This window comes from Burkholderia sp. JP2-270 (assembly GCF_003233675.1).
GTDB classification, from domain to species: Bacteria; Pseudomonadota; Gammaproteobacteria; order Burkholderiales; family Burkholderiaceae; genus Burkholderia; species Burkholderia pyrrocinia_C.
In genome coordinates this window covers 606,115-618,829 of record NZ_CP029825.1, presented here as the reverse complement: position 1 = coordinate 618,829, position 12,715 = coordinate 606,115, and the positions used below count along the sequence as shown (strand labels likewise).

11 protein-coding genes are annotated in these 12,715 nt (G+C 63.8%); 6 read left to right on the top strand and 5 right to left on the bottom strand.

Annotation, left to right across the window (positions count from 1 at the left end):
* Positions 1-49: 49 nt before the first annotated feature.
* From DM992_RS42330 to DM992_RS20470, 3 genes are read left to right on the top strand one after another with little or no spacing between them, the layout of a single operon-like run.
* Positions 50-838, top strand: coding sequence for an efflux RND transporter periplasmic adaptor subunit (locus DM992_RS42330; RefSeq protein ID WP_204356177.1), 789 nt, complete (start codon positions 50-52; stop codon positions 836-838).
* A 15-nt stretch (positions 839-853) separates the two neighbouring features.
* Positions 854-2,977: an ABC transporter permease gene (locus DM992_RS20475; RefSeq protein WP_111018396.1), complete on the top strand. Its 2,124-nt coding sequence runs from the start codon at positions 854-856 to the stop codon at positions 2,975-2,977.
* Positions 2,978-3,032: 55 nt separating this feature from the next.
* Positions 3,033-4,544 carry an efflux transporter outer membrane subunit gene (locus DM992_RS20470; protein ID WP_162631703.1) on the top strand — a complete coding sequence of 504 codons (1,512 nt, stop codon included), beginning with the start codon at positions 3,033-3,035 and terminating at the stop codon, positions 4,542-4,544.
* A 124-nt stretch (positions 4,545-4,668) separates the two neighbouring features.
* On the opposite strand, the gene groL is transcribed toward DM992_RS20470, so the two are convergent.
* From groL to DM992_RS41735, 4 genes are all read right to left on the bottom strand, one after another.
* Positions 4,669-6,303, bottom strand: coding sequence for a chaperonin GroEL (gene groL / locus DM992_RS20465; RefSeq protein WP_111018394.1), 1,635 nt, complete (start codon positions 6,301-6,303; stop codon positions 4,669-4,671).
* 1,125 nt (positions 6,304-7,428) lie between these two features.
* Positions 7,429-7,665: a hypothetical protein gene (locus tag DM992_RS20455; protein ID WP_111020315.1), complete on the bottom strand. Its 237-nt coding sequence runs from the start codon at positions 7,663-7,665 to the stop codon at positions 7,429-7,431.
* Positions 7,666-8,064: 399 nt separating this feature from the next.
* A complete protein-coding gene (locus DM992_RS20450; RefSeq protein WP_063500114.1) occupies positions 8,065-8,199 on the bottom strand; it encodes an entericidin A/B family lipoprotein in 135 nt (44 codons plus the stop codon).
* A gap of 403 nt (positions 8,200-8,602) precedes the next feature.
* Positions 8,603-8,836, bottom strand: coding sequence for a hypothetical protein (locus DM992_RS41735; protein WP_162631679.1), 234 nt, complete (start codon positions 8,834-8,836; stop codon positions 8,603-8,605).
* A 56-nt stretch (positions 8,837-8,892) separates the two neighbouring features.
* On the opposite strand from DM992_RS41735, the gene DM992_RS20445 reads away from it, so the two are divergent.
* Positions 8,893-9,477 carry a DUF1003 domain-containing protein gene (locus tag DM992_RS20445; RefSeq protein WP_111018393.1) on the top strand — a complete coding sequence of 195 codons (585 nt, stop codon included), beginning with the start codon at positions 8,893-8,895 and terminating at the stop codon, positions 9,475-9,477.
* 370 nt (positions 9,478-9,847) lie between these two features.
* Here the strand turns inward: DM992_RS20445 and DM992_RS20440 are convergent, their stop codons facing one another.
* Positions 9,848-10,090: a hypothetical protein gene (locus DM992_RS20440; protein ID WP_111018392.1), complete on the bottom strand. Its 243-nt coding sequence runs from the start codon at positions 10,088-10,090 to the stop codon at positions 9,848-9,850.
* A gap of 327 nt (positions 10,091-10,417) precedes the next feature.
* Here DM992_RS20440 and DM992_RS20435 point away from each other — a divergent pair, with 327 nt between their 5' ends.
* Both DM992_RS20435 and DM992_RS20430 read left to right on the top strand, forming a co-directional pair.
* Positions 10,418-11,308, top strand: a complete 891-nt coding sequence (locus tag DM992_RS20435) for an amino acid ABC transporter substrate-binding protein (RefSeq protein ID WP_111018391.1) — start codon at positions 10,418-10,420, stop codon at positions 11,306-11,308.
* A gap of 741 nt (positions 11,309-12,049) precedes the next feature.
* Entirely contained in the window at positions 12,050-12,709 is a 660-nt protein-coding gene (locus tag DM992_RS20430; protein ID WP_111018390.1) for a response regulator transcription factor, read from the top strand.
* Positions 12,710-12,715 lie beyond the last annotated feature (6 nt).

Sequence of the window (12,715 nt, the reverse complement as noted above, 5' to 3'; positions counted from 1 at the left end):
TCGCGCCCAACTCGATTACGCACGGCAGAACAACGAACGCAACGCGAAACTGCTGAGCCACGGCATCGTGTCCCAGGACAGCGCCGACAACGCGCGCAGCGCCTACGAGCAGGCGAAGGCGCAAGTCGCCGTCGATGCGGCGGCGATCGAGGAAAAGTCAGCCGTTCTCGACACCGCGCTCGTCAACCTCGGCTACACCGACATCGTGTCGCCCGTCGACGGCACCGTAGTCTCGCGCAATATCACGATCGGCCAGACCGTCGCCGCGAGCTTCCAGACGCCGACGCTTTTCCTGATCGCGACCGACCTGACGCGCATGCAGGTGGACACGAACGTCAGCGAGAGCGACGTCGGCGACCTGCATGAAGGCTATGCCGCGACCTTCACCGTAGAAGCGTTTCCGAAACGGCAGTTCAAAGGACAGGTCGTGCAGGTGAGGCAGGCGCCGCAGACCGTGCAGAATGTCGTGACGTACGACGTCGTGGTCGGCGTCGCGAACGACGATCTGAACCTGAAGCCGGGGATGACGGCGACGACGCACATCGTCATCGACCGGCATGACCGCGCGCTGCGCGTGCCGGATCAGGCGCTGCGCTACACACCGTCCGGCGCGGGCGCGAACCTGGCGGGGCAGCCGTCCGCGGCGCGGGTCTGGGTGCTTCGCGACGGTCGTCCCGTCGCGGTCGCCGTGGCGACCGGGCTCGACGACGACACGTATTCCGAGGTGACGCGCGGCGCGCTCACGGAGGGCGATCGTGTGATCGTCGCCGAAGCGGCTGCGCACGCCGGCACGGGCGCCGGCCCCGGTACCGTCGCCGCGCCCCAGTTGCGCCGATGACGACGCGAGGCGTGGATGGGCGAGATCGTAGTCGAGCTGACGGACGTGACGAAGGTCTATGCGACGGGCGGCGTCGAAGTGCGCGCGCTCGACGGCGTCAGCCTCCGCATCGAACGCGGCGAATTCATCGCAATCATGGGTTCGTCGGGTTCCGGCAAATCGACGCTGATGAACGTGCTCGGCTGCCTCGATCGGCCGAGCGGCGGCCGCTACGTGCTGGAAGCGGTAGACACTGCCGGCCTCTCCGAGCCCGAGCTCGCGCGCATCCGCAGCGGCCGGATCGGCTTCGTGTTCCAGAGCTTCAATCTGCTCGCACGCACGAGCGCGCTCGAAAACGTCGCGCTGCCGCTCTTCTACGCGTCGACGGGGCCCGCGAGCCGCACGGAGCGTGTGGTGCGCTCGCGGCAGGCGTTGCGCTTCGTGGGTCTTGCCGATCGCGAGCGCAATACTTGCAGCCAGCTCTCCGGCGGCCAGCAGCAGCGCGTCGCGATCGCGCGGGCGCTGGTCGGCAACCCGAGCATTTTGCTGGCCGACGAGCCTACCGGCAATCTCGACACGCGCACGTCGCACGACATCATGTCGATGCTGGCCGCGCTCAATCGCGAACATGGGATGACGATCGTGGTCGTTACGCACGAGGCCGACATAGCCGCCTATACGGACCGCGTCGTGACGATGCGCGACGGCAGGATCGTGTCCGACGAGCGTCGCGACACGCGTGCCGGCGTCTGCGGAGGTGCCGGCGCGGGCAAGACGGCCGAGGCGCCGCCCGGCGGTGAGCCTGCCCCGATGCCGCTCGGCCCCCCGGCGATGCCGGGCGGCCAGCCGCTGCCGGGCTTCGCGGCGATGACGCTGTCCGCCGCCGCGCTCGCGCTCTGGCGCAACAAGATGCGCTCGGCGCTCACCGTGCTCGGCGTCTTCATCGGCGTCGCCGCGCTGATCGCGATGGTCGCCGTCGGCAGGGGCGCCAACGAGGCGGTCCGAAAGCAGATCGAGAGCCTCGGCACCAACCTGCTCGTCGTCGTCCCCGGCGCGACGACGGCCACGGGCGTGCGCGCCGGCTCCGGCAGCGCGTCGACGCTGACCGTCGACGACGCGCGCGCGCTGCGGCGCGAGGACACGGCCGTCAGATCGGTCAGCTACCTGATCCGCCAGATCGGGCAGATCGAGTACAGCGGCAAGAACTGGTCGACGAGCATCCAGGGGATCGCCCCCGGCTATCTCGATACCACGGGCTGGCACATCGCGGCCGGGCGCGCGCTCGACGAAAGCGACGAGCGGGACGCCGCGATGGTCGCGCTGATCGGGCAAACCGTCTATCAGCAACTGTTTGTGCAAGGCGAAAACCCCGTCGGCGCGAAGATTCTCGTGAAGGGCGCGCCGCTGCGCGTCGTCGGCCTGCTCGCGGCAAAAGGGCAGACGGCGTACGGGCAGGACCAGGACGACGTGCTGATCCTGCCGTTCAGCGCGGCCGAACAGAAGGTGCTCGGCGTCGCGGTGCCGACCCAGGCCCAGACGTCGGCCGATCCGTATTTCCCGCCCGTCGCGAATCCGTACGGCACCGTTCCGCGCCTCACCGGCTACGTCAACCAGATCTACGTGCAGGCCACGAGCCCGGCGCTCGTGCAGACCGCGATCGGCCAGGTGACTGACACGCTGCGGCGCCGGCATCACCTGCGAGCGGCCGACAGCAGCGATTTCGCGGTGCGCAACCTGAGCCAGATCGCGGAAACGGCGGAGGGCAGCAGCCGCATCATGGCGCTCCTGCTGGCGACCGTCGCGTCGATCTCGCTGCTCGTCGGCGGCATCGGCATCATGAACATCCTGCTCGTGTCGGTCACCGAGCGTACGCGCGAGATCGGGCTGCGCATGGCGATCGGCGCCCGCCGTCTGCACGTGCTGCTGCAGTTCCTCGTCGAGGCCGTCTTCCTCAGCGTCGCGGGCGGCGTGGGCGGGATCGTCTTCGGCATCGCCGCGTCGGAACTGATCACGGCCATTGCGCACTGGCCGATCCTGCTGTCGCCGGCGGCCATCGCGGGCGGTTTCGCGTTTTCGGCCGCCGTGGGCATCTTCTTCGGCTACTACCCGGCGAGGAAGGCGTCCCGGCTCAACCCGATCGAGGCGCTGCGCTATGAGTGACCGGTCCGACCTGGCCCGCCGCCGTCTCCCGCCGTGCCGCCGATGGCTCCGGCGCATGCGGGCGGGCGCGCTGCTGGGCGCGGTCCCGCTGCTCGCCGGGTGCGCGGCAGGGCCCGACTACGTGCCGCCCGCGCCGCCGTCCGACACCGGCTTCCTGCCGTCGCCCGCGGCGTTCCCGCCGGCGGGCCGAGGCGACGGCACCCAGCATTCGCAAACGGGCGCTGCCGTGCCCGAACGCTGGTGGAGCGCGTTCGCTTCGCCGCGACTTGACGACACGGTCGCGCAGGCGATCGCCGGCAGCCCGACGCTCGACACCGCGCGCGCGACGCTCGCACAGGCTCAGCAGGCGATCCTGGCGGCCCGCGGCGGGCTGTTCCCGCAAGCGGATATCACGGCCAGCGGCGAACGTGCCCGCACGGGCGTCGACGGGGCCGCCCATGCGGTCCGCAATCTGCTCACCGTCGGCCCGACCGTCAGCTACGACCTCGACCTGTTCGGCCGCGTGCGGCGGCAGGTTGAACAGCAGACGGCGCTGGCCGAGTTCCAGCGTGACGCGCTCGCCGCCGTCTATCTCGCGTTGACCGGCAACACGGTCACGCAGGCGCTGACGGCGGCGAGCGCGCGCGAGCAGATGGCCGCCGTCGACGACGTTGTCGCCGTGGACCGGCACAACGTCGAACTCGTCCGCATCGAGCGGGAAGTGGGCAAGGCGTCGGACAGCGATGTCCTCGCGGCTCGCAGCCAGCTGGCATCCGACCTCGCGCTGGCGCCGCCGCTCGCGCAGCAGTTGAGCGCGGCCGAGGACGCACTCGCGATCCTGGTCGGCCAAACGCCCGCACGCTGGCAGGCGCCGCGTTTCGATTTCGGCACGATCGCGCTGCCGCTCGACATTCCCGTCAGCCTGCCGTCGGCATGGGTGCAGGCACGACCCGACATTCGGGCCGCTCAGGCGCAGCTCCATGCCGCAAGCGCCGCGATCGGCGTCGCAACGGCACAGCTCTATCCGGACGTGACGTTGAGCGCTTCGTGGACGCAGGCGGCGAGCGCGATGGGGCCGCTGTTCGAATCGGCGAACCGTCTGTGGTCCGTCGCGGCCGCGCTGACCGCGCCGGTGTTTCATGGCGGCACGCTGAAGGCGCAGCAGCGCGAGGCGATCGATGCGTTCGACGCGCAGCTCGGCACCTACCGGCAAACGGTGCTGACGGCGTTCGGCCAGGTTACCGATACGCTGCGCGCGCTCGAGCACGATGCCGACGCGCTCGCTGCGCAACGTGAAGCGCTCGACACGGCGAAAGCGTCGCTCGACCTCGAACAGGAGAGCTATCGTGTCGGAATCGCGAGCCTCGTTGACGTGCTGCAGGCACAGCGCCTGTACGCGCAGGCGCGCGTCGGCTACGCGAGGGCGAAAGGGCAGCGGTATGTCGACACGGCCCAGCTTTACGTCGCGATGGGCGGTGACGCGCACGCGTGGACGCAACGCGATGCCGGGCAGGGAGAACCGGCCGCCGGCGCTGGTCGCGACAGTCTCCGTCCCGACGCGGGCAGGGCACGCGGCGAGGACCGCTAAGCCGCATCAGCGGGCGATATGCAGATAGCGCCGCGCGCTGACGATCACCATCATCGTGAGGAAAGCGGCCAGCACGACGAAGTCGTGCATGAGCCCCAGGTGCGGGGCCACCTATGCGGACGGATCAGCCCAGCCCGTCACCCCAGTGTCCCGGGCCCGGCGCGCCTGGTGAAGGGGCCGAGTGTGGGCGATTCACGATCATGCAGTCCGTTGTGAGCAGCAGCGACGCGACCGAGATCGCGTTCTGCAGCGCCGAGCGTGCAACCTTGACCGGGTCGACGATCCCGGCTGCGATCATGTCGCCATATGTCGCCGTCGCCGCGTCATATCCGAATGGCCCGGTCCCGGCATCGACCGCGTGTACGACAGCCTGTGCGTCTGCTCCCGCATTCTCCGCGATCTGGCGCAGCGGCGACGCCAGCGCGTCGTGCACGATTCTCGCGCCGGTGCGCTGCACATCCGTCAGGTCCGCGCCATTGGCTTCGAGTGCGCGCCGCGCACGCAGCAGTGCGACGCCGCCGCCGGGCACAATGCCTTCCTCCATCGCGGCGCGCGTCGCGTGCAATGCATCCTCGAAGCGATTCTTGCGCTCGCGCAGCGCAGTTTCCGTCGCGGCGCCGACACGAATCACCGCGACGCCGCCCGCGAGCTTCGTCAGACGGCGCGTCAGCGCGTCGCGCTCGTATCCGGGCGGTGTCGTGGCAACACGCGTACGCAGCGCCTGGACACGGTCGTCGATGCGCTTGCGCTCGCCGCGCCCGGCGATGACGGTCGTTGTCTCGCGTGTAATCTCCACACGACGCGCGGCGCCGAGATCGTCCAGCGTCGTGCGCTCGAGTGTGCGTCCTGCCTGAGCTGAAATGACCGTCGCGCCGGTCAGCGCGGCGAGGTCGGCGAGCTGCTCGGTGCGCGCCTCGCCGAATCCCGGCGAGCGGATCGCGCACGATTTCAGCGTGCCGCGCAGATGGTTGACGACGAGGGTCGCAAGCGCTTCGCCTTCCACTTCGTTCGCGACGACGAGAAGGGGCTTGCCGGTGCTGCTGAGCGCCTCAAGCACCGGCAACATTTGCGCGATCGAATTGATGTTCATGTCGCACAGCAAGATGCGCGGCTCCTCAAGGATGACGCGATGATTGTCCGATTCGACGAACAGCGGCGACAGATAGCCGCGGTCGATCAGCGAGCCGTCCACCGTCTCGAGTTCGTCGTCGAGCTTCGTACCGTCCTCTATGCTGATCGCGCCGTCCTTGCCCACCCGCTCGACGGCCTGTGCGACGAGCGAGCCGATCGTGCTGTCGCCGCTTGCGGAAATCGTCGCGATCTGGCGCATTTCATCCGCGCTCGCGCAAGGTTTCGACACGCGATGCAGTTCGGCGACAACGTCACGGCCGGCGGCCTCGATCGCGCGCTTGAGCGCCATCGGGTCGTGACCGGCAGTGACGCACTTGATCCCTTCTGCGACGATGGCCTGGGCGAGGGTGGTGGCGGTGGTCGTGCCGTCGCCGGCGACTTCGCTCGTGCGGGTCGCCACTTCGCGCAGCAAGCGGGCGCCCATTGCCTCGAACGGATCGGGCAGGTCGACAGAGCCGGCGACGACGACGCCCGAGTTCGCGACCAGCGGCGCGGTGCCGGCCTGCTCGACGATCACGTTGCGCCCGCCCGGTCCCAGCGTAATCTTGACTGCCTCGGCTATCGCGTTGACACCTCTGAGTAGCCGTTGCCGGGCGTCCTGATGAAAGACCAGCGATTTTGCGGGCACGATACGTCTCCTCTTCCACGAAGCCGGACACGAAACGTCGCGAAACCGGCTATCGATATTCCACCTGCCGGCGCTTCGCGCCGATTGACCTGGATCAACAAGCGCGAAGCGTTGCGTGCGGCCATATGCTCGCAGCATTCGCCGAGCAGGCCACGCGCAGGCCACGCGCAGGCTCGCAGAGGCGATCGCACTGACCGTCGTGCGCTGATGCATGCCAGGGGCAGAACGGTGGACGAATGCGAGGGTGTCATCGACTGGCGTGCGCGCAGCCGGTTGTGCGCATTAAGGCGACAGTAAGGTGGGCGAGCGGGCACTGACTCGAACACTCGTTGCTCCGAGGCCGGCAGCCACTTGCCCTCGGCACGCTGCTCAACGTGCCCGAGCATGGCGGCGCCATCGTATGGTGTGTCCGCACCAGCTAGCCGAGAAATCCACAACCACAGGCAGGCCGTTCCGGCTTACGAATGTCGCGAAATGACGTTCGTCGGGAACTGCAGGTTCGCCAGTCAACAACGGCGAGCCGCATGTACCGCAAAGCGGGCTTTCGCGAGGCGGTCGGCATCGAGCCGATTGACTGCGAAGCAGTGAGTGCAGACGATGTGCATATCGTTTCTTCCTCGTGTATGAGTCACTGCACGTTCGCGGCACGCGGCGAGGCCCCAGATTTGATGGGAACCAGGTTGCCTGCGTTGCGCCTTCATGAACAGACGGTACATATCGAGCGCTTGGGATGCATTGACCCAAGCGCGTCATACAACTCGCGACTCAATCGTGGAGATGGCTAGTTCTAAGGCCGGTGGCTGGCCCAAGCATCACGTGCTGGGGGTGCTCCAGGTGCCCTTGGTGCTGTCGCGCCACGTCGGTGGGTCGAGTGTTTATGTGACCCGAGAAAGTTGCTTTGGCAGCCCGAGTTTTCCAGCGGCCTGGAAGTGCAAGCGCGAGGTCTGCCGTTCGGCCAGTTGCCGGAGATGACGACCGGCTCCTGCCGGACAACTGCAGACGTTGGCTCGCGCTCTTATCCGGACACGCGAACGTCGGCGTTGCAGCCCGCAACGAACCTCCGAGCGCGGTTCCGTGCCTCCGTGCCAAGACCATAAGCAGCAAAGAGCGCCCCGCCGTCTGCGCCTACTCAATGGGACCAAGAATCACATCGATAGCGGCTTGGCCGGCGATCTCCGCGACAAGATACGCCCAACGACGGGAAAACGGGCCGCCTCGCATCTTGATGCGCTCACCCAGCGCTGCCACGCCCGGAGGTTTGGCTGGCCCATCGATTCGAAACCAGACGTCGAACATGTCCTTTGATGTGGACCGCAAGTCAACGTGAATCTCGAATCCGCGATATTCGATCGTTCGTTGCACGAAAACCTCCGGTTCCAGCAGTGTCACCACCTGAATATAGCGTCCGCTTGCCGATGTCATCCGATGAATTCAGTTCATCGCGATGAGCGGTGGAACCGAATTTCGATCCCGAGTGGGCGACTATTGGCCAGCGCCGTACGCGCGCAATGCGATTGCGTCAGGGCACCGACCTTCGTCGCAGCCGGACTTCTCCAGCGCCAGGTTGGCTGGCACCCGTCGTCCAGCGAACTCGCACCTCATGGCGCAAACGCCACTTTGGTCACGTAGGTTGCCGTTTTCAGCCTGCACGGGTCGGTTGTCCACTGTCTTGCGCCACGAGCAGGCACTCCGGTCCTGCAAATGAGCGTCAGACAACGTAGTGGACCATATCGGGCGGCGCGCCCGAAACGGCAGCGTCGTCTATTTGGCTTGTTCGGCCGTGTTATGAATGGCCTGACCACCCTTCGAAATGTCTTCGCCCGCACCTGCAACGGTGTTGCAGCCCGCGAGGAGAGCGGTACCGGCGATAAGAAACAGAGCGATGAGTCGCGTCATGTTGTCCTCCTTCAGCAGATTTTTGGCGAAAGAATACGGTGGCGAGTTGGAACATGCGCGGGCGCATTGAGCACCTATCCATCCGGCGCGGATGTCCGTACGAGTCCTATTGTAGGAGGGGCGTTGGCCAACTATGCGTCGAATCCAGGTCACGTTGCAATCCAGCCTGAACGGAGCCACGAATGCATGTTCCATCCTGGTAGCTGCCGTGCGCTGGCGCTTCGACGAACGGCCGAGACGGGGTGCGGTTTGAACTCGTGGCGGACTGCCGGGGCGGTAACCGGCCGGGTTCGGCCAGAAGAGGACAATCGTTCACGCCGCCGCCCGGACCTTCAGACGTCGGCTATGCACGTAACAGAGGACCTCGGCAAGCGACGGTATGCGCATGAAGAGCCACGCCTCCTCAGCGCTTTTTTTGCCCTTCCGCAGAACTGGGCCGCACGCTGGGTTGGACCGATTTGGACGGTGACAAAACGGGCGGCGGCTTCTTCGGCTGCTTCGGTTTCTTTGCTTCGCGACTGCTGCGCAACTGACCTTTTGCCATCACACTACTCCAGTGGTATCGGTGCTCGACAGAAAGCTCGAGTAGAGAAGCAGTATGCGCTGATTTCAGCTCGCCGTCGCGAAGCGTGTTCACCGATCTGTCCGTAGCACAGACCCGTTTTCGACTGACAAAACTATTTCGAGGCCAAAATGCTAGAGCCCGCTGAGCTTGCCGAGAAATTCCTTGGCGTACCTTACGAAGCGCTGGATGAACGCGCGAAGAATGTTGCGCGGCTGGTCGCCGAGCGTCGGCACGTAGCAAGAGATGGGGCGAAAGAACTGGACGTCGCGATGACGCGGGGTCAGCGCGCAGCGGATGCCGTGGCGGCTTTCGGCGGATCGTGGATATTCATCAGCTGTTTTATCGCGATCATGATTGTCTGGGTTGGCTTGAATTCGGTGATTCTGGCAAGGTATGGCAATGCGTTTGATCCATACCCGTACATTCTGCTAAACCTGTTTCTGTCGATGCTCGCGGCGATCCAGGCCCCTATCATCCTGATGGCCCAGAACAGGCAGTCATACAGGGACCGAATGTCCGCCGAGCACGACTACGAGATCAATCTGAAGGCCGAGCTCGAGATCATGCTGCTGCATGAAAAAGTGGATATCCTGCGTGACGAGCAATGGACAGAACTGCTGAACATTCAGAAGGAGCAGATGGAGGCGCTGAGGGACCTGCTCGTGTCCAGCAAGAAGTCGAGCGGCAGGGTACCGGGGACGCCCGCTACGTGAAACGACATGATGGGACGGCGACGGACTGTTGTTTCGGATCGACTGGGTCGGGTCTGATTTCCGAAATTGCTGTACACGGGGCATCGGGATGCCGATCGCGGCAGGCATCAGGTCATTCGACTGGCAGTTGCATATGGAGCGTTCATCATGAACAAGGATCAAGTCAAGGGTCGCGACGTTCTTGCTGCGCGGAATGACCTTTGGGCTCCCGATGTTGCCCGGCGCCTGGCTTGTGCGACGTGAGATCGGACGCTAATAGGCGGGATTGCCGAAAGCGGGGCGGCGATCCAAGCGATTGGCTCGGCACCAAACTGGCGCTTCTGATGTTTGAGGGGGGCAGTCCTAGATGAAAAAAGTGGGCGTCTTGAGACTACTTTTCCCCGAAATTCCCTTCATCGATGAGCATGTGACAGTAGGCGTCAGAGGCGTCGCGGGCCAAGTCCTCGGAGATGAATGTGCCTGGCACATTCATCTCCGAAATCACGGTTTCGGTGGTGCCGTTCCAATGATGCCGAATAACATCAATCGTGCCGCGCCACTGGCCATCCTGGCTGAAATTTGCAGAAACTCGATAGAAGTAGCCGCGATATGGCTTGAATCCGTCCAGGTCCATTGCTCACTCCGATCACGCAATGGTCATCGTAGCACGCGACGGAGACCGGGATTGCAGGAAGTGTGCGGCTCCCAGTAGACAGCGCCATCATGTGAGCGAGTTTTCGGCGGACTTTTCGATGGAAAGGAGCCGAAGCTCTCTCCCGGCATTCGTTCCATGGCGACTGCGCCGTTGACCTGAGTCAATCGGCGGCGATCGACTCCGCTTAAAGTAAATTCACGTCGGACTTGATGGGCGCGCGGTAAGGGATACCACGGGTCTGCCGCTGACGGAAACGGCTCGGGGAATCGAGCTTTTGCAGGGGTAGACGTCGTGAACAGAGGCATCATGAGATATCAATCCATTGCCATGCTCGCCGCACTCTTTGCGGGGTATGCCACGTCGACGACTGCCTGCGCGCAGACGTTAGACAAAATCTCCCGGTCCAATCAAATCGTTGTTTCGTACAGGGAAGCCGCCGTGCCGTTCAGCTATCTGCTGACGCCGCATAAAGCCGTGGGCTTTTCGATGGACGTAACCGAAGCAATCGTCGACGACGTTCGCAAGGCACTTCGCAGGCCGGATCTGAGGGTCGCCTATGTGCCGGTTACCGGACAAAATCGAATTCCGCTGCTCGTCGATGGCACCTACGACCTGGAGTGTGGGTCGACGACAAACACGTCGGCGCGCAGCAAGGACGTCACCTTTTCGATCAATTACTTTTATGCCGGTACGCGGCTGATGGCGAAACGGGCGTCGCACATTGGCGATTATTCCGACCTCGCGCATAAGGCTGTCGTGACGGTCGGCGGAAGTACGAATGAAAAAACGCTGCGACGCCAACTCGAAGCGCAGCACATCGATGCCGAAGTCGTGCTGACAAAAGACTACGCCGAGGCCCTGAAGATCGTCGCGGACGACAAAGCAGCAGCACTCGCGCTCGATGACGTTCTGCTGTATGGATTGAGGGCGAACGCTGACGACCCGAGTACGTGGGTCGTCACCGGGGACGCACTGCAGGTGGAGCCGTATGCATGTATGGTGCGCAAAGACGATCCGGTATTCAAGCGCCTCGTCGATGGCACGCTCACTCGGCTGATGAAGAGTGGCGAATTCACTCGCCTGTACGCAAAGTGGTTCGAATCACCGATTCCGCCGCGCGGCGCGAATCTCAACATGCCGATGAGCGCGGCGTTAAAGGGAAATCTCGTCACGCGCAGTGATCGGCCTGCGCAATGACTAGCCATGGTGCGGACATAGCTAAGCGCCGCGCTTGAATCGCGGTCGTTGCGTTGCGACTTACTGGCCCCTCAATGCGGCCAACTGAAGCGGGCGTTTGACGGTGTAAGCGACATTGCCGTGTTCTCGATGGCTGCTTCTCCGGAGTGCCCGGATGCAACCTCGCTGATGCCTGGCTGCGCCATCGAGGCGGGGGCGAGAATGTTCGATGCCTCATTGAGACAGAGCCACTCTGTGGTACCGGGTTGCAGCGGATCGGACTCCGACAGCCAGTTTGTACCACACTGACGGCAGTGATACTGTCGGACGACTATTGCGGGCCGTCCTAGCGGTCGCAACCTTTTTGGCTTGTGCAATTCCACCAATTCGTCATGTGCGACCTGATCCGGGATCGTGCACATTCGCGTGCAAGCTTGGCAATGCATGTGCCTCAGCCTCTGAAGAATTTGTCCGCTTGCTGTCACGCCTCTTGGCACATGACTCAAATAGTCTGCGGATTGCAACGCGATGGCTAATGCACCGGTTCCGAGCTCAATTAAAGCACGCTCGCTATCGTGGTGGGCGCGGATTTACGCTGGGAAAGGGGACCGTCGGCGTAGGTATGGGTGTAGTGATCGCGACAGTCCGGGCAGCGGCCGGCAGCAGGCAAGCCGAGCACATCAAGCAGAAAGAATTCTTGCTAATATCTGAACAGGGTTCGGTATCTTTCACCACGCACGGCCAATTCCGGAGACGTTCCGTATGATCAAAGTGGCGATCTCCGATGCTCACTCAGTGATACGCTCGGGAGTGCGGGGCACGCTTGAGGCGACTGATGAATTCACGGTCGTGGGCGAAGCTTTCGATCGCGACAGCACTCTCGCGCTAGTGCACTCGACTGACGCGGATGTGCTGACGCTTGGTCTCATAATGCCCGGCGTGAGCGGCGTTGAACTCATCGAGTTGATTCGGAAGGATTGCCCTTTGCTTCGTGTACTCGTTCTGACGAGGCGATCGGAGGAGGAGTGGGCCGTCCGAGCGTTCAAGAGCGGCGCATCGGGGTTTGTTAGCAAATTTAGCCCGGCTGCAGATCTGGTTGCCGCAGTTCGAAAAATTGCGCGTGGTGGTATTTATGTCAGTCTCGCGTTTGCGGATCAATTGGCATGTAGCCTCGACAATAGGGTCGAGGCATTTCCCCACCACGGTTTGTCGGGCCGGGAGCTTGATGTACTCGTGCGTATTGCTTCTGGAGAATCGCTTGATGCAATAGCATATGCCCTTGGCGTGAGTAAAAAAACTATCGGTACGCACAAAGCGCACGTTCTCGAAAAACTTGGACTACAGACCGACGCGGCGCTCGTCCGCTACGCATACCACCACAAAGTTATTCCCGACGACAGTAGCGAAGAAGTAGATGCTTGAGAATAG